This window comes from Limnobacter litoralis (genome assembly GCF_030160455.1).
GTDB classification, from domain to species: domain Bacteria; phylum Pseudomonadota; class Gammaproteobacteria; order Burkholderiales; family Burkholderiaceae_B; genus Limnobacter; species Limnobacter litoralis.
In genome coordinates, this window is the sequence record NZ_BSOJ01000018.1 from 81,920 (window position 1) to 104,502 (window position 22,583).

Genomic DNA, 22,583 nt, shown 5'->3' on the forward strand with positions numbered 1-22,583 from the left:
TCGCAAGTGGAGTTTTGAAAATGTCAGTTGAAAATATCAACAAAGCGGCAATCGTAGCCGAATATCAACGCGCCAAAGGTGACACAGGTTCTCCCGAGGTACAGGTGGCCCTGTTGACAGCACGCATCAATGAGCTGTCAGAGCACTTCAAGCTGAACAAAAAAGACCATCACTCACGTCGTGGCCTGCTGCGCATGGTTTCACGTCGTCGCAAGCTGCTTGATTACCTCAAGCGCACCAACGCCGACTCTTATTCAGCACTGATTGGTAAGCTTGGACTGCGTAAGTAATTGGTCACCATTACAAGCCGTTGATTTGACTCGAATGCCTGCAACCCCGGTTGCGGGCATTTGTGTTTTAATTGGTGGTTTCCCGTAGGGCAGATGTGGCCCGTCGGAGTTATTAAAAGGACAAATAAAAGTGTTTGAAATTCATCGCGAATCATTTCAGTACGGTCAGCACACAGTCACTCTGGAGACCGGCGAGATCGCCCGTCAGGCAGATGGCGCAGTGGTTGTCAATGTCGACGACACCGTAGTATTGGCCACAGTGGTGGCAGCCAAGTCAGCAAAACCCGGTCAGGACTTCTTCCCCTTAACAGTGGATTACGTGGAGAAGTTCTATGCCGCTGGCCGAATTCCAGGTGGTTTTTTCAAGCGTGAAGGCAAGGGCACCGAGCAAGAAACCTTGAACGCTCGCTTGATCGACCGACCCTTGCGCCCGCTGTTCCCTGAGGGTTTTTTCAACGAAGTTCAAATCACGCTGACCGTGATGTCCATCAACCCAGAAGTCAATCCTGACATTCCGGCCATGATTGGTGCGTCCGCTGCATTGGCCATCGCAGGCATCCCATTCAATGGTCCGATTGGTGGCGCACGTGTTGGTTACATCAATAATGAATATGTACTAAACCCCACAAAATCCCAACTTGCTGACAGCAAGATGGATCTGGTTGTTGCCGGCACCGAAGCAGCCGTTTTGATGGTTGAATCAGAAGCCCATGAGTTGTCTGAAGAGGTCATGCTGGGTGGTGTCGTATTTGGTCACGAGCAAATGCAAGCGGCAATCAATGCCATTCACGCGCTGGTATCCAAAGCGGGCAAGCCTGAGTGGGATTGGCAGCCAGCTCCCGTCAACGAGCCTTTGCTGAATGCAATCAAAGAGTTGGCGTCTGAAAAACTTGCCGCAGCTTATAAAATTACCCAAAAGCAGGCTCGCAGTCAGCGTCTGAAAGAAATCAGTGCTGAAGTTGCTGCTGAATTGCCCGGTAAATTGACAGAAGAGCAGCAGGCCAGCTACACCAGTGCTGATGTGTCTGACATTCTGTTTGGCCTTGAATCCAAAATTGTACGCAGCCAGATCCTCAACGGTGAGCCGCGTATCGATGGTCGTGACACACGCACAGTGCGCCCCATAACCGTACGCACAGGCGTTCTTCCTCGTGCTCACGGCTCTGCGCTGTTTACGCGTGGTGAAACACAGGCCTTGGTCGTTACTACACTCGGCACGGGTCGTGATGAACAAATGATCGATGCGGTTGCTGGTGAATACCGTGACCGTTTCATGTTCCATTACAACATGCCCCCGTATGCCACAGGTGAATGTGGTCGCATGGGCGCGCCCAAGCGTCGTGAAATCGGCCATGGCCGTCTTGCTCGCCGCGCTGTTGAAATGATGTTGCCTGCGCCTGAAGACTTCCAGTACACCATGCGCGTGGTGTCTGAAATTACCGAATCCAACGGTTCCAGCTCCATGGCTTCCGTTTGTGGCGGTGCACTGTCACTGATGGACGCCGGTGTGCCTTTGAAGCAACTGGTGGCAGGGATTGCCATGGGTCTGATCAAAGAGGACAACAAATTTGCCGTTCTGACTGACATTCTGGGTGATGAAGATCACTTGGGTGACATGGACTTCAAGGTGGCTGGTACTGAGAACGGCATCACTGCACTTCAGATGGACATCAAAATTCAGGGCATCACCAAAGAAATCATGCAGGTTGCGCTGGCTCAGGCCCGCGAAGGACGCATGCACATTCTCGGCATCATGAAGGAAGCCACCGGTGGCAATGTGGGTGAACTTTCCGCATACGCACCCCGCATGATCGTCATGAAGATCAATCCTGAAAAAATCCGTGACGTGATTGGCAAGGGTGGCGCAACCATTCGTGCAATCACTGAAGAGACAGGCGCCAGCATCGACATCAAGGAAGATGGTTCTATTACCATCGCGTCCGTAGACAGCGCCGCAGGCGAAGCAGCCAAGAAGCGAATTGAAGAAATTACCGCTGAAGTTGAGGTGGGTGCCGTTTACGAAGGCACAGTGCTTAAATTGCTCGATTTTGGTGCGATCGTCAGTGTACTTCCGGGTAAAGACGGTCTTCTTCATATTTCCCAGATTGCCAACGAACGCGTTAATGCCGTGGCCGATTATCTGAAAGAAGGTCAGCAGGTAACGGTCAAGGTGCTTGAGGCGGATGAGAAAGGACGTCTGCGTTTGTCAATGAAGGCGTTGCTGGCCGCAGATGAGCCAGCTCCTGCCGCTGAGGCAGCGCCTGCTCAGGAAGGTTCGCAAGAGGGCTGATCTTTGCGCAGTCCCGCCACCATGAAGGCTGTGTTGTTCGATTCGCCCGGTGAGGCGGATCAACTTCGTGTCGGAATGGTGGATACGCCTGTGCCAGCAGCCGGTGAGGTGTTGGTTCAGGTGTGCGGGGCTGGCGTTAACCGGCCGGATGTATTGCAGCGCCAAGGACTTTATCCACCTCCACCGGGTGCAAATCCCCGTTTGGGGCTCGAGTTTTCCGGTGTTGTGGTTGAAGTGGGGCAGGGCGTGTCTCAAGCCGAAATTGGTCGCCAAGTCATGGGGCTGGCCAACGGGGGGGCTTACGCCGAGTATGTCGCGGTGCCCCTTTCCCAGTGCATGGATGTACCGCCTGGCTTGTCTCTTTTGCATGCGGCTGGCATCCCTGAGGTTTATCTGACTGTCTGGCAGAATTTGGTGATGAAGGGTGGCCTCTCAAAAGGCCACTTGGTGTTGGTGCATGGCGGAAGCAGTGGCATCGGCAGTGCTGCAATACAGCTGATCAAAATGTTGGGCGCTTCGGTGGTTGCCACCGTGGGCAACACTGAAAAAGGCCGATTTTGCGGTGCTTTAGGTGCTGATCATGTGATTGTTTACAAAGAGGAAGACTTCGTTCAGCGGGTAATCGACCTCAGCGAGGGTCGCGGCGCGGATCTCGTGCTGGACATGGTCGCTGGGCCTTACCTTGACAAAGACCTGGCATGTTTGGCGGTTGGTGGGAAAATTCTTGTGATTGCGCTGTTGGGTGGTCGAAATGCATCCATAGATGCCGCGAAATTACTGTTCAAACAGGCCTCGATGCATGGCACAACGCTGAGGCCGCAGTCAATCGGTTTCAAATCCGAACTGTGTCGCCAATTGCAGCCTGTTTTAAACGAAGGTTTTTCATCGGGTTTGTTGCGGTCGGTTGTTGACAGTGAATTTTTGATGGCTGACGTTGTTCAGGCTCACAAGCGCATGGAGTCGGGCCATCATTTTGGAAAAATTGTATTGAAAGTGGGTGGGTGCGTATGATTGCGCGAAAGAAACTAGTGGCCGGTAACTGGAAAATGAACGGAAGTCTTGTGGCTAACGAGACTCTGATCAAGGGCTTTTTGCCTGAAGTGACTGATGCTGTGGACGTGGTGGTGTTTGTGCCTGCGCCTTATTTGGCTCAGGTGCAGGGCTTGTGTCAGGGTAGCGCTGTCAAATGGGGTGCGCAGGACGTTTCGTCAATGCCCAATGGTGCCTACACTGGTGAGGTTTCGTTGCCCATGCTGGAAGAATTTGGCGTCACGCACGTTCTGGTAGGTCATTCCGAAAGGCGCACTTATCACTTTGAAAGCAGCGATGCTGTTGCAGACAAGGCGCTCGCGGCGATCGAGGCGTCGATCGTTCCGATTGTCTGTGTTGGAGAAACCCTTCAGGAACGTGAAGCTGGACGTGTTGTTGAGGTGATTAATGCGCAGCTGGACCCGGTTTTTGATCGCTGCGGTCGCTACGCACAAAATGGGAAGTGGCCCGTCATTGTCGCTTATGAACCTGTGTGGGCGATTGGTACCGGCGTAACGGCCAGCCCCGAGCAAGCGCAAGAAGTTCACGCGGCTATTCGTCAGCGAGTTCAGGAAAAATTGGGCCTTGAAGTGGCACAGAGCACCCGGGTTTTATATGGGGGCAGTGTCAAGCCAAGTAATGCAGCAGAGATTTTTGCAAAAAACGACATTGATGGAGGCTTGATTGGCGGTGCGGCTTTGTCATCGAGTGATTTCTCTGGAATAATACGCGCCGCGAGAGGTTAAATTAAAAATGACGATATTTCATACAATTCTGGCAATTGCCCAAGTGATCGCCGCTGTGGCGGTAATTGTGCTTGTTTTGCTGCAGCACGGCAAAGGCGCAGACATGGGCGCAGCCTTCGGTAGCGGATCCTCTGGAAGTTTGTTTGGTGCAACGGGTTCTGCAAACTTTCTGAGTCGCGCAACTGCGGTTTGTGCTACAATCTTCCTGCTTTGTACATTGGGTTTGACGTTCTATTCTCGCGCTGAAAATCGCGCAGAAAATAAGGGCGTCATCGAAAAAGCACCTGTTTCAAAAGTAGAGGGAACGGCACCCCCTGCTGCAGATGTTCCCAAGAATTCAGTGCCTGCGGCCCCTGACATTCCGAAGTAGATATACAAGCCGACGTGGTGGAATTGGTAGACACGCTATCTTGAGGGGGTAGTGGCCACAGGCTGTGCGAGTTCGAGTCTCGCCGTCGGCACCAAGGTAAATAAAGCCGGTCTTTGTGAATAACGAACGACCGGTTTTTTTATGATTGTTGTAATTTGGTTGGTTAAACACGGAGTTCAAGTGAATCTACAGTCTTATTTTCCGGTGTTGCTGTTCATTTTGGTGGGTATTGGTGTTGGCGGTGGTGCCATGCTGGTCGGCCGAATTCTCTCTCCCAACCGCCCGGACGGTCAAAAACTCTCCCCCTACGAATGTGGCTTTGAGGCCTTTGAAGACGCGCGAATGCAATTCGATGTGCGCTATTACCTCGTGGCAATCCTGTTTATTTTGTTCGATCTGGAAATCGCGTTCCTCTTCCCCTGGGCTTTGGCCTATCGTGAAATTGGCGCAGTGGGTTTTTGGTCGATGATGATTTTTCTCGGCATTCTTGTGGTGGGTTTCATTTATGAATGGACCCGTGGCGCTTTGGACTGGGAATGAGCACCGTTTTCGTGAAGGTGATGAAAAATGGGTATTGATGGCGTTTTGAACGAAGGGTTTATTACAACCACAGCTGACAAGCTGATCAACTGGGGGCGTACCGGGTCTTTGTGGCCTATGACCTTCGGTTTGGCTTGTTGTGCGGTTGAAATGATGCACGCGGGTGCAAGTCGTTATGACTTGGACCGTTTTGGCATTATTTTTCGCCCATCTCCGAGGCAATCTGATCTGATGATCGTCGCAGGCACCTTGTGCAACAAGATGGCGCCCGCATTGCGCAAGGTTTACGACCAAATGGCTGAGCCTCGCTGGGTTTTGTCGATGGGTTCCTGTGCCAATGGCGGTGGGTACTACCACTATTCCTATTCTGTGGTTCGTGGATGCGATCGCATTGTGCCGGTTGACATCTATGTGCCAGGTTGTCCTCCCACGGCGGAAGCCTTGATGTACGGTTTGCTGCAATTGCAAAACAAAATCAAGGCCAATTCAACCATCGCGAGGTAATTTGTTCCATGTCAGAGAACTTAAATGAATTGCAACTGTCACTCCAAAGCGTCTTGGGTGACGCCGCGAAAGCCATAAAAATTGAGTTTGGTGAAGTGACGGTTGAACTCGATCCCCAGTCTTACATCGACAGTTGTACAAAGCTCCGAGACCATGCTGGCCTGAAATTTGAGCAACTGATCGATCTATGTGGTGTGGACTACAGCGACTATGGCAACGAACTGAATGAGTCTCGTCGCTTTTGGGTCGTTCTGCATTTGCTATCCGTTACAAACAATCAGCGTCTGAGGGTTAAAGTGTGTTGCGCAGACGATGATCTGCCAACGCTACCATCGGTGGCAGAGGTTTGGTCGGCTGCAAACTGGTATGAAAGAGAAGCCTTTGATCTCTTTGGTATTGTCTTTGAAGGCCATCCAGATTTGCGCCGTATTCTCACGGACTATGGTTTTGTCGGTCATCCATTCCGCAAGGACTTCCCGCTTTCAGGACACGTCGAGATGCGCTATGACCCCGAGCTTGGACGAGTGGTTTATCAGCCAGTCACCATTGAGCCTCGTGAAATTACGCCCCGTGTCATTCGTGAGCCACAGTATGGTGGAGTAAAGTAAATGTCAGAGATCAAGAATTACACGCTCAACTTTGGTCCTCAGCACCCCTCGGCGCACGGCGTTTTGCGCCTCGTGCTGGAGTTGGACGGTGAGGTTGTTCAGCGCGCTGATCCCCACATTGGCTTGTTGCACAGGGGTACGGAAAAGCTGGCCGAGCACAAGACCTTCATCCAGAGTCTTCCCTACATGGATCGGCTTGACTATGTGTCCATGATGGCCAACGAACACGCCTATTGCATGGCCGTTGAGAAGCTGCTTGGCGTCGAAGTGCCGATCCGTGCCCAGTACATCCGGGTCATGTTCGATGAAATCACTCGAATCTTGAATCACCTGCTTTGGATCGGTGCGCACGCTCTGGACGTGGGTGCGATGGCTGTGTTTTTGTACGCATTTCGCGAACGCGAAGACCTCATGGACTGTTACGAAGCCGTTTCAGGTGCTCGCCTGCATGCTGCTTATTATCGGCCCGGTGGTGTTTACCGTGATCTGCCAGATCGCATGCCGCAATACAAGCCGTCAAAGGTGCGTTCTGCCAAGAAAGTGGATGAACTCAACAAAAATCGCCACGGCTCTCTGCTGGACTTCATCGACGATTTTACAAAGCGCTTCCCCAAGTACGTAGACGAATACGAAACACTGTTGACCGACAACCGAATCTGGAAGCAGCGTCTGGTTGATATCGGCATTGTTTCACCTGAACGCGCATTGTCAATGGGTTTCACTGGACCCATGCTGCGCGGTTCCGGTATCGCTTGGGATTTGCGCAAAAAGCAGCCTTACGAAGTGTATGACAAGCTGGACTTTGACATCCCCGTCGGAACCAATGGCGATTCTTACGACCGTTACCTCGTTCGTGTTGAAGAAATGCGTCAATCCAACCGGATCATCCAGCAGTGCGTTCAATGGCTCAGGGCGAATTCAGGCCCCGTGATGAGTGACAACCACAAGATTGCACCGCCCAAGCGCGTGGACATGAAGTCCAACATGGAAGAGTTGATCCACCACTTCAAATTGTTCACCGAAGGAATGCACGTGCCGGAAGGTGAAGCCTATGCTGCAGTAGAGCATCCAAAGGGCGAATTCGGAATTTATGTGGTTGCTGATGGGGCAAACAAGCCTTACCGCCTCAAGATCCGTGCGCCCGGCTTTGCGCATTTGCAAGCGTTGGATGAAATGGCCCGTGGCCACATGTTGGCCGACGTAGTGACAATCATCGGCACCCAGGACATCGTGTTTGGTGAAATCGACCGCTAATTTGGACAAATGATCATGATGTTGAGTGAACAGGCCCAGCGCCTTATTGACAAAGAGCTGACCAAATACCCCGCCGACCAAAAGATATCTGCGGTGATGGCTGGTTTGAGAATCGTGCAGACCGAGTTGGGATGGCTGCCATCTGAAGCCATTGAGGCGGTTGCACGTTATCTGGAAATTGAACCGATTGCAGCCTATGAGGTGGCAACGTTTTACAACATGTACGACCTGAAAAAGCCAGGGAATTCGAAAATTACTGTGTGTACCAATTTGCCGTGCGCACTGTCTGGTGGCACTGACGCGGCTGAATATTTGAAAAAGAAGTTGGGTGTTGATTACAACGAAACAACGCCTGATGGCCTTTTCACGCTGAAAGAAGGTGAGTGCATGGGGGCCTGTGGAGATGCACCCGTGCTGCTCGTGAACAATCACAGAATGTGTAGCTTTATGAGCAACGCCAAACTGGACGCTTTGGTTGAGGAGTTGAAGTCATGACTTGTTTGCACGATCGACACATTAATCCAGTTATTCTTGCTGGCCTGGATGGCAACAACTGGGATCTCAAAGGGTACGAGGCGCGTGGCGGATACAAAGCCTTGCGCAAGATTCTGACCGAGGGAATTTCCCCAGAGGACGTGATTGCTGAGGTGAAAAAGTCGGCCTTGCGTGGTCGTGGAGGCGCAGGTTTTCCGACAGGTCTGAAATGGAGCTTCATGCCACGTCAGTTCCCTGGTCAAAAATACCTGGCCTGTAATTCAGATGAAGGCGAACCCGGTACATTCAAAGACAGGGACATTCTGCGCTACAACCCGCATTCGGTCATTGAAGGAATGGCCATTGCCGCATATGCCATGGGCATTAGTGTGGGTTACAACTACATTCACGGTGAAATTTGGGAAACCTATGAGCGCTTCGAAGAGGCGCTTGAGCAAGCCAGAGCAGCAGGCTACCTTGGCGATAACATCATGGGTTCAAGCTTTTCGTTTCAACTGCACGCTCACCAAGGTTATGGCGCGTACATTTGCGGTGAAGAAACAGCGCTGATTGAGTCCATTGAGGGCAAGAAAGGCCAACCTCGATTCAAGCCTCCATTTCCAGCTTCTTACGGTATTTACGGCAAGCCCACCACGATCAACAACACCGAAACCTTTGCTGCGGTGCCTTTCATTCTTCAAAATGGTGGTGATTGGTTCCTCGAGCTTGGCAAGCCCAACAATGGTGGAACAAAGATTTTCTCGATTTCTGGCGATGTTGAGAAGCCGGGCAACTATGAAATTCCACTTGGAACACCGTTTGCCAAGCTGCTTGAATTGGCTGGCGGCATGAAAGGTGGGCGCAAGTGCAAGGCTGTTATCCCTGGCGGATCTTCCATGCCGGTGCTTCCAGGCGACGTCATGCTGGCAACAGACATGGACTACGATTCGATTGCCAAAGCGGGTTCCATGCTGGGTTCAGGCGCTGTCATCGTCATGGACGAAACCCGTTGCATGGTGAAGTCGCTTCTGCGCTTGTCTTACTTTTACTACGAAGAAAGCTGCGGTCAGTGTACGCCATGCCGCGAGGGCACTGGTTGGCTTTACAGAATTGTCCACCGGATTGAAAACGGTCAAGGCCGGCCCGAGGACCTGGATCTTTTGAACTCGATTGCTGACAACATTCAAGGCCGCACGATATGCGCTTTGGGTGATGCCGCAGCGATGCCGGTTCGAGCTTTCCTGAAACATTTCCATGAAGAGTTCGAGCATCACATCACACACAAGCAGTGTGTAGTGCCAGCTTACGTTTAATCCAAATATTGTTGATCTCCTGGCAGGCCCAGGCGGGATAAAAAAATGGTCGAATTAGAGATTGATGGAGTGAAGGTTGAGGTGCCCGAGGGCAGCATGCTGATGGATGCTGCAACCAAAGCGGGTAGCTATGTCCCTCACTTTTGTTACCACAAGAAATTGTCGATTGCAGCGAACTGTCGCATGTGTCTGGTTGACGTTGAGAAGGCGCCTAAACCGCTGCCCGCCTGCGCCACGCCCGTTTCGCAGGGCATGATCGTCCGCACCAACTCTGAAAAGGCTGTAAATGCCCAAAAGAGTGTGATGGAATTTCTGTTGATCAATCACCCGCTTGATTGCCCGATTTGCGACCAGGGCGGTGAGTGTCAGTTGCAGGACATTGCTGTTGGTTACGGTGGCGTGAAGTCACGCTATGAAGAAGAAAAGCGCGTGGTGTTTTACAAAGACATCGGGCCTCTGGTTTCTGCTCAGGAAATGAGCCGCTGTATTCATTGCACACGCTGCGTGCGTTTCGGCCAGGAAGTAGCTGGCGTCATGGAACTGGGCATGGCCAACCGTGGCGAACATTCGGAAATTTTGAGCTTTGTCGGCAATTCTGTGGATTCTGAATTGTCTGGCAACATGATCGATTTGTGTCCGGTCGGCGCGCTCACCTCCAAGCCATTCCGTTACAACGCCCGTACCTGGGAAATGGCCCGCAGAAAATCGGTTGCAGCACACGACAGTCTGGGCTCCAACGTGGTTGTGCAAGTCAAGAACGACAAGGTCATGCGAGTAGTCCCGCTCGAAAACGATGACGTGAATGAGTGCTGGATTTCTGACCGTGACCGCTTCAGCTACGAAGGCCTGCAAGCCTCTGATCGTTTGTTGCAGCCCATGATCAAAAAGTCGGGTCAGTGGGTAACCACCGATTGGCAAACAGCGTTGAATGCCGCGCTGGAAGGCTTCAAAAAAGCCCGCCGCGAATCTGAGGATTTGAACGCCATTGGTCTGGTGTTGTCACCCAATTCCACGTTTGAAGAAATGGCTTTGGCCAAAGCGTTGATGAATGGTGTTGGCTCTAGCAGCGTTGACGCGGGGTTGCGTCACGCAGCCAATTTGAATCTTGAGGGTGCCCAGCCATGGTTGGGTGCGTCTGTGACTGAATTCGCCAACGCGGATGCAATTTTGCTTGTTGGTACTGACCCAAGAAATGATCAACCCTTGTTGACTCAGCGTATTCGTCAAGCAGCCAAGCAGGGTGCCTCTGTATTGTTGGTAAACGCCGGCGGGACCAACCCACTGATGCCAAAAGCCAAATGGATGAAGCTTGCGCCCTCAAAGTGGGCCTCGGCTTTGGCTGGCAGTGACTTGGTGAATGAATTGACCAATGCAGGTGAGTCTCGGTTCGTGGTGCTCGGCCCGCAGGTCCTGATGTCAGAATTTGCAAACGACATCGTGGCCAGTGCGCAAGTACTTGCCGACAAAACAGGTGCCAAGCTGGCTTACCTGGGCGACGGCGCAAACTGGGTCGGCTCGTTTGTAGCCGGCGTGCAAAGCGCCGCCAATGGCGCCAAGCGTGCACATGACATGCTGACCAAAAAGTCAAAGGCTTTGTTGGTATTCGGCACCGAGCCTGAACTGGATTCAGGGCTTGGAGAAGCGGCAAAGCGCGCCCTGCAGGACTCAGAGTTTGTGGTTGTCGCAAGCGCCTTCGTGGGGGCTGCCAAAGAGTACGCCGATGTACTTCTGCCGATTACTCCAGCCACTGAAACCTCTGGCACATTCATTAACATGGCTGGTCAAGCTCAAAGCTTCAAGGCGACAGTGCGCCCAGCCGGTGAAGCTCGTCCAGGTTGGAAAGTGCTTCGTGTATTGGGCAATCTGTTTGAGTTGGATGGGTTCGATTACAACAGCTCTGAGGACGTCAAAGCCAAGTTCTTGAATCCTGGTTTTGCTGCGAACTTGAACAACCGGGTAAGTGCTGCTGCTTCAGCCACCGGTGCCTCGGTTGAGGGCGTCGAGATGGCCGTTTACGTCCCAATCTACGACACAGATTCACTGGTTCGTCGTGCTGATTCGCTGCGCAAAACGAAAGCAGCCAATCCGGCAATCGTTCGTGCCAACCAGGCAACGTTGTTTGCGCTTGGTGTAAGCAATGAAGCCGAAGTGGAGCTGACAGACGCCAAAGGTGGTGTTCTGCGTGCCAGGTTGACACTGAACAATGATGTGGCCGATGGCACCGTTTTGGTTGCTGCCTGTCGCGAAGAAAGCATGAACTTGAAGACCCTTTCGGGCGCTGTAAAAATTGAAGCCCTCGTGGCTGCAAGCGAGGTGCAGGCATGATTGAACTGATTACGCAATATGGCTCGAGTTTGCTTGGGCCCGTGTGGACGCCAGTGTGGGCGCTGATCAAAATTTTGTGCATTACACTTCCGCTTCTGGGATGCGTTGCGTACTTGACCCTTTGGGAACGCAAGATGATCGGCTGGATGCACATTCGCCGTGGCCCGAGTTACGTAGGGCCTTTGGGTTTGTTGCAGCCCATTGCTGACGCCGTAAAAATGATGTTTAAGGAAATTATTGTTCCCTTGAATGCCAACAAAGGGCTGTTCATCATTGCGCCGATTATGACCATTATGCCGGCTCTTGCCGCATGGGCTGTTGTGCCATTCGGGCCTGAAACCGTGCTGTCCAACGTGAACGCCGGTTTGCTGTATTTGATGGCGATTACCTCTCTTGAGGTGTATGGCGTGATCATTGCCGGTTGGGCATCCAACTCGAAGTATGCGTTTCTCGCTGCAATGCGTGCGTCTGCCCAAATGGTTTCCTATGAATTGGCGATGGGGTTTGTGTTGGTCACGGTTCTGCTGGTCACCGGCAGCCTCAACATGACAGACATCGTAATGACACAGACGAAAGGCATGTTTGTTAGCCACGGACTCAACTTCCTGTCCTGGAACTGGCTGCCTTTGTTGCCTTTGCTGGTTATTTATGTGATTTCCGGTGTTGCCGAAACCAACCGTCATCCCTTCGATGTGGTTGAAGGCGAGTCTGAGATCGTGGCCGGTCACATGGTTGAATATTCAGGCATGACGTTCGCCATTTTCTTCCTGGCTGAATACGCCAACATGATCCTGATTTCCTGCCTGGCCTCTGTGATGTTCTTTGGTGGTTGGGAGCCCATTCTTGGATTTGCACCGTTCACCTGGATCCCAGGCTGGATCTGGTTGGGCCTGAAGACCTTCCTGGTGGTGTCCCTGTTTATCTGGTTCCGCGCTTCATTCCCGCGTTACCGTTATGACCAGATCATGCGTCTGGGTTGGAAAGTGTTCATTCCACTAACCCTGGTTTGGCTTGTGGTTGTGGCTGTCTGGATGAAGACGCCCCTGAACATCTGGAATTAATAGAGAGTCGACATGTTCCTAGTTATCCGAGATTTCTTCAAAAGCCTGTTGTTGCTGGAAATGCTGAAAGGCATGGGTTTGACCATGAAATACATGTTCAGTCCGAAAATTACAGTGCTTTATCCAATGGAGAAGACCCCAATGTCCCCGCGGTTTCGTGGACTACATGCTCTGCGCCGATATGAAAACGGCGAGGAGCGCTGTATCGCATGCAAGCTCTGTGAAGCAGTTTGTCCTGCAATGGCCATCACCATTGAGTCTGAGCAGCGCGACGACGGCTCCCGCCGCACGACACGGTATGACATCGATTTGACCAAGTGCATTTTCTGCGGTTTCTGTGAAGAGTCTTGCCCAGTGGATTCCATCGTGGAAACGCACATTCACGAGTATCACGGTGAGAAGAGGGGAGATCTGTATTTCACCAAAGAGATGCTTCTGGCTGTGGGTGATCGCTACGAGAAAGAGATTGCGGACAACCGACTGGCTGACGCCGCATTCCGATAACCTGATTCAATTCGCAAAAGACACAATTCATGAACGCGTTCTCTGCCTTTTTTTACGTTTTCTCGGCCATTCTGGTTTTCGCGGCCCTGAGAGTAATCACCGCCCGAAACCCTGTGCACGCAGCCTTGTATCTGGTGCTGGCTTTCTGTTCGGCTTCAGCTCTGTGGATGTTGCTTGAAGCGGAGTTTTTGGCCATTTCCTTGGTGTTGGTCTACGTCGGCGCTGTCATGGTGTTGTTCCTTTTTGTCGTGATGATGGTCGACATCAACATGGACAAAATACGCGCCGGTTTTTGGAAAAGTCTGCCGGTTGCAGCTGTGGTGGGTTCATTGATCGCATTCCAAATGTCGGTCATTTTGTTGCGTGGCTTTTGGAACCCACAGGCATCCGTGCCTGCTCAGGCCGGCAACAACACCTTGGAACTTGGAAAACTGCTTTACACAAGCTATCTGTTTCCGTTTGAAGTCGCGGCATTGATTTTGTTGGTGGCCATGGTTGCTGCCATTGCGCTGACGCTTCGCAAACGCAAAGACACAAAAGGACAAATTCCCTCTCAGCAGGTACGCGTCAAGCGCGGTGATCGCGTGCGTCTGGTCAGCATGAAAGCAGACCTTGAACGCAAGCAAACCAAAGCTGGTCAATAAATTCTAATCAGGACCTAAGAACGATGATATCTCTAGCGCATTTTCTTGTGCTCGGTGCCATTCTGTTTTCAATCAGCGTGATCGGCATTTTCCTCAACCGGAAAAACCTGATCGTGCTGTTGATGGCAATCGAGCTGATGCTTCTCGCCGTGAACATGAACTTCGTGGCTTTTTCGCATTACATGGGTGATTTGTCCGGACAGCTTTTTGTGTTCTTCATCTTGACTGTGGCGGCCGCTGAATCAGCGATCGGTTTGGCCATTCTGGTTGTGCTGTTCCGCAATTTGAGTTCGATCAATGTCGAAGACCTCGACCAACTGAAGGGCTAAGAGAGAGAAATGAATCCTTTGTATCTCATCGTACCTTTTGCACCACTTGTCGGTTCAATTCTGGCGGGTTTTTTCGGTAAGAAAATCGGCCGAGCCGGTGCGCACACGGTCACCATTGCAGGTGTGGCCATCTCCTTGATTGCCTCAATTTTGGTGTTCATGGATGTCATGAAGGGCAACACCTTCAATGGCACCCTGTATGAATGGGCTACCATCGGCACCTTGAAGTTTGAGGTCGGTTTCCTGATTGATGCCCTGACCGCGACCATGATGTTGGTTGTCACCTCTGTGTCTTTGATGGTTCATATCTACACAATCGGTTACATGGAGGAGGACCCAGGTTATCAACGCTTCTTCTCTTATATTTCACTGTTCACCTTCTCCATGTTGATGTTGGTGATGTCCAACAACTTCCTTCAGCTGTTTTTCGGTTGGGAAGCAGTTGGTTTGGTGTCTTACCTGTTGATCGGTTTCTGGTACACAAAGCCCACCGCGATCTACGCCAACCTGAAGGCATTTTTGATCAACCGGGTGGGTGATTTCGGATTTCTGCTGGGTATTGGTCTGGTGCTCGCCTACACGGGTTCACTGAATTATTCGGATGTGTTTGCGAAGGCAGACTCGCTGGTCGGTTTGACCTTCCCCGGAACCGACTGGCCCTTGTTGGCAGTGGCCTGCATTTGCCTCTTCATCGGGGCAATGGGTAAATCAGCACAATTTCCCTTGCATGTCTGGTTGCCTGATTCCATGGAAGGTCCAACTCCCATTTCCGCCTTGATCCACGCGGCGACGATGGTTACGGCCGGTATTTTTATGGTCAGCCGCATGTCGCCGCTGTTTGAGTTGTCGGACATTGCCCTGAACTTCATCTTGATCATTGGCGCAATCACCGCGCTGTTTATGGGTTTCCTGGGCATTATTCAAAACGACATCAAGCGAGTGGTTGCTTATTCCACGCTCTCTCAGTTGGGGTATATGACTGTTGCACTGGGGGCGTCCGCGTATCCCGTGGCAATTTTCCACCTGATGACGCACGCTTTCTTCAAGGCTTTGCTGTTCCTTAGTGCTGGTTCAGTCATTATTGGCATGCATCACGATCAGGACATTCGCCACATGGGCGGCCTCTGGAAGCACATGCCCATCACCTGGATAACGTCTTTGATTGGTTCACTAGCCTTGATTGGTACTCCATTTTTTGCAGGCTTTTATTCCAAGGACAGCATCATTGAGGCAGTGCACGTAAGTCATCTGCCAGCCGCAGGATTTGCAACATTCTCAGTGGTAGCAGGTGTGTTCATCACCGCCTTCTACACATTCAGGGTGTACTTCCTGGTGTTTCACGGGAAAGAGCGTTTCCATGACATTCAACACGATGACCATGGTCACGACGACGATCATGGGCATCACCATGGACCGGTCCAGCCTCACGAATCACCATGGGTTGTCACGCTTCCGCTGATTCTGCTGGCAATTCCTTCTGCGATCATCGGTTACATCGCCATCGAGCCGCTGCTGTTTGGCACCTACTTTGATGGGGTCATCAAGGTTCTTCCAGCGCACGGCGCCATGGCCGAGCTTCGCGAAGGTTTCCACGGTTCAACCGAAATGGCGATTCATGCCCTGACCTCGTTGCCATTCCTGCTGTCACTGGCGGGTGTGGTGTCTGCTGCGGTTTGCTACCTGGTGGCGCCTGCGATTCCAGCTGCCTTGATGAAGGCATTCAAGCCTCTCTATGTATTGCTGGACAACAAATACTACATGGACAAGTTCAATGAGGTGTTTTTCGCGGGCGGTGCCCGAGGGTTGGGACGCGGTCTCTGGAAAGTGGGTGACAAGATCATCATTGACGGTTTGTTCGTCAATGGATCAGCCCGCTTGGTCGGCTTGTTCTCCAGTGTGATTCGATTTGCTCAAAGTGGTTACATCTACCACTATGCATTCGCCATGATTTTGGGCGTGCTGGGCATGGTGATCACTTTTGTTTCACTTAAATACTGAGGCGGGGTTGAATTCCCTTAAACCGGATACTATCAATGCATAACACTATTCCTTATCTTAGTTTGGCCATCTGGTTGCCGATTGCCTTCGGTGTGCTGATCATGGCGGTGGGTAACGATGAAAATGCACCGATGGTGCGCTCCATGTCGTTGTTTGCTGCAATCGTCAGCTTTTTGGTGACCCTGCCACTTTACTTTCATTTCGATCCAAGTACGGCTGCGCTTCAGTTCACTGAGGTTCATCCCTGGATTGAATCGTTTGGTGCAAGTTATTCTCTCGGCGTCGATGGCTTGTCCGTCTGGTTTGTCATTCTGACTGCTTTGATCACTATATTCGTGGTTGTCGCAGCCTGGGAAGTCATCACTGAGCGTGTTGCGCAGTACATGGCCGCTTTCCTGATTTTGTCAGGGCTGATGATCGGCGTATTTGCCGCAGCAGACGGTCTGCTGTTTTATGTGTTCTTTGAGGCAACTTTGATTCCGATGTACATCATCGTCGGTATCTGGGGTGGTCCAAACCGGATTTATGCGGCCTTCAAGTTTTTTCTGTACACCTTGTTGGGCTCTTTGCTGACTTTGGTGGCCATCATCTATCTGCAGTCCAAGTGTGGATCATTCGAAATTGCGGCTTGGCAAAAACTGCCTTTGACCATGAAGGAACAGGTCTTTATTTTCCTGGCTTTCCTGATGGCTTTCGCGGTGAAGGTTCCCATGTGGCCAGTGCACACCTGGTTGCCGGATGCACACGTTGAAGCTCCAACTGGCGGCTCGGTGGTTTTGGCAGCGATTATGTTGAAGTTGGGTGCCTACGGTTTCTTGCGATTCTCATTGCCGATTGCACCCGATGCCAGCCACGCGCTGTCTGGTTTTATGATCACCATTTCCCTGATTGCGGTTGTATACATCGGCCTGGTGGCCCTGATTCAGGGTGACATGAAAAAGCTGGTGGCGTATTCCTCCATTGCGCACATGGGTTTTGTGACTTTGGGCTTTTTCATGTTTCAAGACCTGGCCATGCAGGGCGCCATCATCCAGATGATTTCACACGGCTTTGTGTCAGGTGCCATGTTCCTGTGTATCGGCGTGCTTTATGACCGGGTGCACAGTCGGGAAATTTCAGCCTACGGCGGGGTCGTGAACACCATGCCCAAGTTTGCCGCGCTGTTTTTGTTGTTCGCCATGGCCAACTCGGGTCTTCCCGCAACCAGCGGTTTCGTTGGCGAATTCATGGTGATTCTGGGGGCTGTGAAATTTAATTTCTGGATTGGCGCTTTGGCGGCAACCACCCTTATTTTTGGCGCTGCCTACTCCCTGTGGATGTATAAACGTGTTGTTTTCGGTGCAGTGGCAAACGAGCACGTCAAAGACTTGTCAGACGTCAATCTCAGAGAGTTTTTGATGCTGGCTGCGTTGGCAGTGTTTGTGCTGGCCATGGGCCTATACCCCAAGCCTTTCACCGATGTCATGCAAGTGTCAGTGGATGCCTTGTTGCATCATGTCGCCCAGACCAAGATTTAAAGAGGAATATCCGTGGATCAATTGAATATTTGTCTGGCTTTGCCTGAAATTGCCCTGGCGGTTTTTGCCTGTGCATTTTTGATCGTAGACAGCTTCACCAAAGGGCGGATTCTTCCCCAGTTGCACAATTTGGTGATCCTTTTCTGTATTGGGTTGGGCGTCTACTGTTTCTCGCTGGTGCCTGGTGCACAAACCGAAGTGGCTTTTTCCAGGGCTTACGTCAGTGACGCCATGGGTCTGGCCTTGAAAGGTTTTTCTGCCATCGCGGTGGCAGTTACCCTGATTCTTGGTGGAGATTACGCCAAAGACCGCAACATGTTTAAGGGTGAGTTGCACGCCTTGGTGATGTTCACTTTGTTGGGTCAGATGGTGATGATTTCATCCAATAGCCTTTTGATGGTTTATCTCGGCGTGGAATTGCTGTCCCTTTCACTCTACGCCGCGGTGGCCATGCAGCGTGACAGCACGCGGTCCACTGAAGCAGCGATGAAATACTTCGTTCTGGGTGCTTTGGCCTCGGGTTTTCTGCTGTACGGTATGTCCATGATCTACGGTGCAACTGGCTCGCTGGAACTGGGTGAAATTGCTCGGGCCAGTGTGTCTACGCACGCGAATACGATTATTTACGTATTCGGGCTTGTATTCCTGGTTGCCGGTCTCGCATTCAAATTGGGCGTTGTTCCCTTCCACATGTGGGTGCCCGATGTGTATGAGGGCTCTCCTTCCATCACGACCTTGCTGATTAGCGGTGCGCCCAAAATTGCAGCATTCGCAATCATGATGCGCCTGTTGGTCGACGGTTTGCTGGCCATGGCCATTGACTGGCAACACATGCTGATGGTGTTGTCCGTGGCCTCGCTGGCAATTGGAAACCTGACCGCGATTGCCCAGACCAATCTGAAGCGCATGCTGGCGTATTCAACCATTGCCCAGATGGGATTCATGCTGTTGGGCATGTTGTCGGGTGTGATGGGCAACAGCACGGTCAATGCAGAGCAGTCCTACTCGTCCGCTATGTTTTACACAGTGACCTATGTTATGACGACCCTGGGCACTTTCGGGGTGATCATGGTGATGTCTCACAAGGGTCTTGAAGTTGAAAACATCAGCGACTTGAAGGGCTTGAACAAACGCGCCCCTTGGTTGGCCTTGATCATGCTCCTGTTGATGTTCTCTTTGGCGGGCATTCCACCCATGGTGGGTTTTGCAGCCAAACTGGCGGTTTTGAAGGCTTTGTTGGCCACGGGTAACGTGTGGTTGGCGGTCTACGCTGTGATGATGAGCTTGATCGGCGCCTTTTACTACATCCGTGTTGTCAAGACCATGTACTTCGACACAACTGAGAACGACCTCGCTCCACCTGTTGTGGGTGCTGGTTCACGTGCAATGTTGGGTTTGAATGGTCTGGCTGTTATTGGCTTGGGTCTTCTGCCAGCGCCGTTGATGGCTTTGTGTGCTTTCGTGATCCAGAAAGCACTGGCTGGATAAATAACACTTCAAATCAGAGGGGCACACCACCTTGAGCGAAAACCTGGCTTATCTGTTGCTGTTTTTGCTCGGTGTGTTTCTCGCCAATCTTCCATTTGTCAGCAATCGCTTGCTCGGTGTCGTTAAGGTCTCTCGAAAAGGAGGCTGGGCCCGCGTTTGCGAAGTTCTGCTCGGATATGGTTTGACCGGCCTTCTGGGTATGTATCTGGAGGCCACCGTTAGCCAGCATTCACCGCAAGGCTGGGAGTTTTACGCGGTCTCTTTCTGTCTGTTTCTGGTGCTCGGCTTCCCCGGGTTCGTCTACCGGTTTTTGTGGCGATAAAGCCGCGCTCTTGAATTTCATTCAAACGCCCCCATTTCCTTGCAGTTGAAACAATTACTGCATTGGGAGATGAAATGGGTGCCATGAAAGAAACCTTGGGTTTTCAAACCGAAGTGAAGCAGTTGCTTCACTTGATGATTCATTCACTGTATTCCAACAAAGAAATATTTCTTCGTGAGCTGGTGTCGAATGCATCAGACGCCTGCGACAAGTTGCGATTTGAAGCGATTAACGACGCCTCACTGTTTGAAAGCGACAGCGACTTAAAAATCAGGGTTCAGTTTGACAAAGATCAGCGCACCATCACCATTACAGACAACGGCATTGGTTTAAGCCGCGATGAGGCTGTCGAGCATTTGGGTACGATTGCCAAATCAGGGACCAAGGAGTTTTTTGGAAAGCTCAGTGGGGATCAGAAAAAAGACGCAGAACTGATTGGACAGTTCGGTGTGGGTTTCTACTCGGCTTTTATTGTGGCCGACGAAGTGAAAGTGCGTTCTCGCCGTGCTGGCCTACCTATTGATCAAGGGGTTGAGTGGACTTCCAAAGGCGATGGTGAATTCACGGTGGAAGCCATTGAGAAAGCAGAGCGAGGCACTGAGATCACGCTTCATTTGAAAGCAGATGAGGATGAATTGCTGTCTGGCTGGAAATTGAAATCCATTCTGACCCGCTATTCGGATCATATTTCATTGCCCATCCAGATGGTGAAAGAGGAGTGGGATGAAGAGTCGGGTGGCATGAAGGCCACTGGTGAGTGGGAAACTGTCAACAAGGCCAATGCACTGTGGGCCCGTTCAAAGTCCGAGGTTACAGAAGAGCAGTACAACGAGTTTTACAAGTCGATCAGCTTTGACTTTCAGGATCCACTCGCTCACACCCACAACAAGGTAGAGGGTGGCGCTTCAGAGTACACCTCACTGTTGTACATTCCGGCCAAAGCACCGTTTGATCTTTGGGATCGAAACCAGCAGAAAGGCATCAAGCTTTACGTCAAGCGTGTGTTCATCATGGACGATGCGGATCAGTTGATGCCCGCCTACCTGCGTTTTGTGAAAGGTGTCATTGATTCTGCCGATTTGCCATTGAATGTTTCCCGCGAAATTTTGCAGGAGAGCAGGGACGTTCGACTCATTCGGGATGGATCTGTGAAGAAGGTCCTGGGCATGTTGGAGGACCTCGCCACGAATCAGCCTGAAAAATACACCACCTTCTGGAATGAGTTTGGCCAAGTGTTGAAAGAAGGCGTTGGCGACGATCAGGCCAATCGCGACCGCATTGCGAAGCTGCTGCGCTTTGCCTCAACCCACACTGACACCGCCGATCAAACAGTGTCACTCGCCGATTATGTGGGCAGAATGAAGGAAGGGCAGGACAAAATTTACTACGTGACTGCCGACACCTACACCGCTGCCAAATACAGCCCTCACCTTGAAGTATTCAAGAAGAAGGGGGTTGAAGTGCTGCTGCTCAGTGATCGAGTGGATGAGTGGATGTTGTCCCATTTGTCTGAGTTTGATGGCAAGGCCCTGCAGTCCTGCGCGAAAGGTGGCTTGGATCTCGGTCAACTTGAGGATGAGCAGGAAAAGGAGACCAAGAAGAAGGTGGAGGGCGAATTCAAGGATGTTCTGAAGAGAATTGAAGAACTTCTGAAAGACAAAATCAAGGAAGCCCGCGTCACTTTGCGCCTGACTGACAGCCCTGCTTGTTTGGTGGCGGATGAGCAAGGCATGAGTGAGCACTTGAAGCGTTTGTTGAAGCAGGCGGGTCAGCAAGCGCCAGACACCAAGCCAATTCTGGAGTTGAATCCTGAGCATCCCTTGATTCAGCGTTTGAAAATTGAAAAGAATCACTTTGACGAGTGGGTCAATATTCTTTTTGACCAGGCAACCTTGGCTGAAGGCGGACAACTGGAAGATCCTGCAGGCTTTGTTCGTCGACTGAACATGTTGCTGTTGACCGTCAAGGCTTGATTATTTCAATTGACGGAGAGGGGTCAGTGCAGGGTTTTTGGTATGGACTTCTGCGCTAGACCCCATCCGAGTCTACTGCTCAGCACATTGGACAGGTAGAGTGACTGTTTGAACAGTGTGCTTAGCACTTCCAGTTCCGTCCGGTTTGCGAGCTTCTCCTCCCATCTCAATTCGAAACGATTGTCGGATTTGTTTTCCCAGACATAAACCGGGAGACGCACCTGTTCCATGATTAGGTTGAATTGTTTTGATTCTTTTCTGAATGCCCTTAATTGATCTTCTTCCTCCAGACAAGCCAGAGGATGAACGATGGTCAGCGACAGGGATTGACTTGGGCCGGTGCTGATATGAAGGGTGGAATCGGGAAAGCTGCCTGGCCGTAAGGTAATCGAGGTTTCCTGGCTCGGATTGGAGGTTTCATAAGGGTTCCGAAGTCGGTTGACCCATTGCGCCAGGGTACTTAAAAGATCTTTTTCCAACAGGTGGTGCATAGGCATTGTGTTTAGTTAGGCCATTTGATGGCTTTGTGTCCACATGGGAGCCCATGAAGTTCCCTTCGATATTCAACAGTTGGGAATAAAAAAAGCGAGGCTGTAAATAAATTTGTGTAAGTGCATTCGGCCAATTAACCTCTTTTGAGGAAATGACCGATGATGAGTACACACACAATGGATCGTAGCAAATTACAAGCCTTGGCCAGCGAGCTGGCCAAGGACATCAAGACTGAAGCAGACTTGAACGCGTTGTCCCGGGAACTGCTGAAACTGACCGTAGAAACAGCGCTGGGCGCCGAATTGACGGATCACCTGGGCTACGACAAACACGCTGACAGCAAGCCCGCCAAGGGCAACAGCCGAAATGGCAGCACGCCCAAACGTTTGAAGAGCCAGCACGGCGAAGTTCAAATCGACACCCCGCGAGACCGCGACGGATCGTTTGAGCCACAGCTTTTGAAGAAACACCAAAGCCGCCTGACGCAGATGGATGATCAAATCCTGACGCTG

At 51.5% G+C, this 22,583-nt stretch carries 23 protein-coding genes and 1 tRNA gene; 23 read left to right on the forward strand and 1 reads right to left on the reverse strand.

Annotated elements, in window-relative coordinates; genetic code table 11:
• The first annotated feature begins 20 nt into the window (after window positions 1-20).
• From rpsO to htpG, 22 genes are all read left to right on the forward strand, one after another.
• The gene (rpsO, locus tag QQJ87_RS09725) at window positions 21-290 is read left to right on the forward strand and encodes a 30S ribosomal protein S15 (protein ID WP_284281490.1); all 270 of its coding nucleotides are present in this window, start codon (window positions 21-23) and stop codon (window positions 288-290) included.
• A gap of 130 nt (window positions 291-420) precedes the next feature.
• On the forward strand, window positions 421-2,580 hold the full coding sequence (gene pnp / locus QQJ87_RS09730; protein ID WP_284281491.1) for a polyribonucleotide nucleotidyltransferase: 2,160 nt from the start codon (window positions 421-423) through the stop codon (window positions 2,578-2,580).
• Window positions 2,581-2,583: 3 nt separating this feature from the next.
• A complete protein-coding gene (locus QQJ87_RS09735) occupies window positions 2,584-3,591 on the forward strand; it encodes an NAD(P)H-quinone oxidoreductase (protein ID WP_284281492.1) in 1,008 nt (335 codons plus the stop codon).
• On the forward strand, window positions 3,588-4,355 hold the full coding sequence (gene tpiA / locus QQJ87_RS09740; RefSeq protein WP_284281493.1) for a triose-phosphate isomerase: 768 nt from the start codon (window positions 3,588-3,590) through the stop codon (window positions 4,353-4,355). Before QQJ87_RS09735 ends, tpiA begins: the two co-directional genes overlap by 4 nt.
• Window positions 4,356-4,362: 7 nt before the next feature.
• Window positions 4,363-4,725 (forward strand): preprotein translocase subunit SecG, encoded by a 363-nt coding sequence (gene secG, locus QQJ87_RS09745; RefSeq protein WP_284281494.1) that lies wholly within the window; start codon window positions 4,363-4,365, stop codon window positions 4,723-4,725.
• Window positions 4,726-4,733: 8 nt separating this feature from the next.
• A tRNA-Leu gene (locus QQJ87_RS09750) sits at window positions 4,734-4,819 on the forward strand.
• Window positions 4,820-4,905: 86 nt separating this feature from the next.
• Complete coding sequence (locus QQJ87_RS09755; RefSeq protein WP_284281495.1) at window positions 4,906-5,265, forward strand: NADH-quinone oxidoreductase subunit A; 360 nt, start codon at window positions 4,906-4,908, stop codon at window positions 5,263-5,265.
• 27 nt (window positions 5,266-5,292) lie between these two features.
• On the forward strand, window positions 5,293-5,769 hold the full coding sequence (locus QQJ87_RS09760; RefSeq protein WP_284281496.1) for a NuoB/complex I 20 kDa subunit family protein: 477 nt from the start codon (window positions 5,293-5,295) through the stop codon (window positions 5,767-5,769).
• 8 nt (window positions 5,770-5,777) lie between these two features.
• Complete coding sequence (locus tag QQJ87_RS09765; protein ID WP_284281497.1) at window positions 5,778-6,377, forward strand: NADH-quinone oxidoreductase subunit C; 600 nt, start codon at window positions 5,778-5,780, stop codon at window positions 6,375-6,377.
• Window positions 6,378-7,631 carry an NADH-quinone oxidoreductase subunit D gene (locus tag QQJ87_RS09770; RefSeq protein ID WP_284281498.1) on the forward strand — a complete coding sequence of 418 codons (1,254 nt, stop codon included), beginning with the start codon at window positions 6,378-6,380 and terminating at the stop codon, window positions 7,629-7,631.
• 18 nt (window positions 7,632-7,649) lie between these two features.
• A complete protein-coding gene (gene nuoE / locus QQJ87_RS09775; protein ID WP_284281515.1) occupies window positions 7,650-8,126 on the forward strand; it encodes an NADH-quinone oxidoreductase subunit NuoE in 477 nt (158 codons plus the stop codon).
• Window positions 8,123-9,418 carry an NADH-quinone oxidoreductase subunit NuoF gene (gene nuoF / locus QQJ87_RS09780; protein ID WP_284281499.1) on the forward strand — a complete coding sequence of 432 codons (1,296 nt, stop codon included), beginning with the start codon at window positions 8,123-8,125 and terminating at the stop codon, window positions 9,416-9,418. The genes nuoE and nuoF overlap by 4 nt, the downstream gene beginning before the upstream one ends.
• Before the next feature lie 45 nt (window positions 9,419-9,463).
• Complete coding sequence (gene nuoG, locus QQJ87_RS09785) at window positions 9,464-11,743, forward strand: NADH-quinone oxidoreductase subunit NuoG (RefSeq protein WP_284281500.1); 2,280 nt, start codon at window positions 9,464-9,466, stop codon at window positions 11,741-11,743.
• Window positions 11,740-12,804 carry an NADH-quinone oxidoreductase subunit NuoH gene (gene nuoH, locus QQJ87_RS09790; RefSeq protein WP_284281501.1) on the forward strand — a complete coding sequence of 355 codons (1,065 nt, stop codon included), beginning with the start codon at window positions 11,740-11,742 and terminating at the stop codon, window positions 12,802-12,804. Before nuoG ends, nuoH begins: the two co-directional genes overlap by 4 nt.
• A 12-nt stretch (window positions 12,805-12,816) precedes the next feature.
• Window positions 12,817-13,308: an NADH-quinone oxidoreductase subunit NuoI gene (gene nuoI / locus QQJ87_RS09795; RefSeq protein WP_284281502.1), complete on the forward strand. Its 492-nt coding sequence runs from the start codon at window positions 12,817-12,819 to the stop codon at window positions 13,306-13,308.
• A 29-nt stretch (window positions 13,309-13,337) separates the two neighbouring features.
• On the forward strand, window positions 13,338-13,952 hold the full coding sequence (locus QQJ87_RS09800) for an NADH-quinone oxidoreductase subunit J (protein WP_284281503.1): 615 nt from the start codon (window positions 13,338-13,340) through the stop codon (window positions 13,950-13,952).
• Between the two features lie 23 nt (window positions 13,953-13,975).
• Entirely contained in the window at window positions 13,976-14,281 is a 306-nt protein-coding gene (gene nuoK / locus QQJ87_RS09805; RefSeq protein WP_284281504.1) for an NADH-quinone oxidoreductase subunit NuoK, read from the forward strand.
• A 9-nt stretch (window positions 14,282-14,290) separates the two neighbouring features.
• The gene (gene nuoL, locus QQJ87_RS09810; protein WP_284281505.1) at window positions 14,291-16,279 is read left to right on the forward strand and encodes an NADH-quinone oxidoreductase subunit L; all 1,989 of its coding nucleotides are present in this window, start codon (window positions 14,291-14,293) and stop codon (window positions 16,277-16,279) included.
• 35 nt (window positions 16,280-16,314) lie between these two features.
• Complete coding sequence (locus QQJ87_RS09815; protein WP_284281506.1) at window positions 16,315-17,796, forward strand: NADH-quinone oxidoreductase subunit M; 1,482 nt, start codon at window positions 16,315-16,317, stop codon at window positions 17,794-17,796.
• A 12-nt stretch (window positions 17,797-17,808) separates the two neighbouring features.
• On the forward strand, window positions 17,809-19,284 hold the full coding sequence (nuoN, locus tag QQJ87_RS09820; RefSeq protein ID WP_431310093.1) for an NADH-quinone oxidoreductase subunit NuoN: 1,476 nt from the start codon (window positions 17,809-17,811) through the stop codon (window positions 19,282-19,284).
• Window positions 19,285-19,315: 31 nt separating this feature from the next.
• Window positions 19,316-19,606 (forward strand): DUF2818 family protein, encoded by a 291-nt coding sequence (locus QQJ87_RS09825; RefSeq protein ID WP_284281507.1) that lies wholly within the window; start codon window positions 19,316-19,318, stop codon window positions 19,604-19,606.
• A 74-nt stretch (window positions 19,607-19,680) separates the two neighbouring features.
• The gene (gene htpG / locus QQJ87_RS09830) at window positions 19,681-21,579 is read left to right on the forward strand and encodes a molecular chaperone HtpG (RefSeq protein WP_284281508.1); all 1,899 of its coding nucleotides are present in this window, start codon (window positions 19,681-19,683) and stop codon (window positions 21,577-21,579) included.
• 23 nt (window positions 21,580-21,602) lie between these two features.
• On the opposite strand, the gene QQJ87_RS09835 is transcribed toward htpG, so the two are convergent.
• Complete coding sequence (locus QQJ87_RS09835; protein ID WP_284281510.1) at window positions 21,603-22,070, reverse strand: hypothetical protein; 468 nt, start codon at window positions 22,068-22,070, stop codon at window positions 21,603-21,605.
• A 177-nt stretch (window positions 22,071-22,247) separates the two neighbouring features.
• Here QQJ87_RS09835 and QQJ87_RS09840 point away from each other — a divergent pair.
• Window positions 22,248-22,583 (forward strand): transposase (locus QQJ87_RS09840; RefSeq protein WP_284281512.1); only part of this gene is annotated, 336 nt, incomplete at its 3' end.

What these genes read in the sequence shown, in the direction of transcription:
- rpsO (WP_284281490.1), top strand. Translation starts at nt 21, where the DNA reads ATGTCAGTTGAAAATATCAACAAAGCGGCAATCGTAGCCGAATATCAA.
- tpiA (WP_284281493.1), top strand. Translation starts at nt 3,588, where the DNA reads ATGATTGCGCGAAAGAAACTAGTGGCCGGTAACTGGAAAATGAACGGA.
- secG (WP_284281494.1), top strand. Translation starts at nt 4,363, where the DNA reads ATGACGATATTTCATACAATTCTGGCAATTGCCCAAGTGATCGCCGCT.
- QQJ87_RS09760 (WP_284281496.1), top strand. Translation starts at nt 5,293, where the DNA reads ATGGGTATTGATGGCGTTTTGAACGAAGGGTTTATTACAACCACAGCT.
- QQJ87_RS09765 (WP_284281497.1), top strand. Translation starts at nt 5,778, where the DNA reads ATGTCAGAGAACTTAAATGAATTGCAACTGTCACTCCAAAGCGTCTTG.
- QQJ87_RS09770 (WP_284281498.1), top strand. Translation starts at nt 6,378, where the DNA reads ATGTCAGAGATCAAGAATTACACGCTCAACTTTGGTCCTCAGCACCCC.
- nuoE (WP_284281515.1), top strand. Translation starts at nt 7,650, where the DNA reads ATGTTGAGTGAACAGGCCCAGCGCCTTATTGACAAAGAGCTGACCAAA.
- nuoF (WP_284281499.1), top strand. Translation starts at nt 8,123, where the DNA reads ATGACTTGTTTGCACGATCGACACATTAATCCAGTTATTCTTGCTGGC.
- nuoG (WP_284281500.1), top strand. Translation starts at nt 9,464, where the DNA reads ATGGTCGAATTAGAGATTGATGGAGTGAAGGTTGAGGTGCCCGAGGGC.
- nuoH (WP_284281501.1), top strand. Translation starts at nt 11,740, where the DNA reads ATGATTGAACTGATTACGCAATATGGCTCGAGTTTGCTTGGGCCCGTG.
- nuoI (WP_284281502.1), top strand. Translation starts at nt 12,817, where the DNA reads ATGTTCCTAGTTATCCGAGATTTCTTCAAAAGCCTGTTGTTGCTGGAA.
- QQJ87_RS09800 (WP_284281503.1), top strand. Translation starts at nt 13,338, where the DNA reads ATGAACGCGTTCTCTGCCTTTTTTTACGTTTTCTCGGCCATTCTGGTT.
- nuoK (WP_284281504.1), top strand. Translation starts at nt 13,976, where the DNA reads ATGATATCTCTAGCGCATTTTCTTGTGCTCGGTGCCATTCTGTTTTCA.
- nuoL (WP_284281505.1), top strand. Translation starts at nt 14,291, where the DNA reads ATGAATCCTTTGTATCTCATCGTACCTTTTGCACCACTTGTCGGTTCA.
- QQJ87_RS09815 (WP_284281506.1), top strand. Translation starts at nt 16,315, where the DNA reads ATGCATAACACTATTCCTTATCTTAGTTTGGCCATCTGGTTGCCGATT.
- htpG (WP_284281508.1), top strand. Translation starts at nt 19,681, where the DNA reads ATGGGTGCCATGAAAGAAACCTTGGGTTTTCAAACCGAAGTGAAGCAG.
- QQJ87_RS09835 (WP_284281510.1), bottom strand. Translation starts at nt 22,070, where the DNA reads ATGCACCACCTGTTGGAAAAAGATCTTTTAAGTACCCTGGCGCAATGG.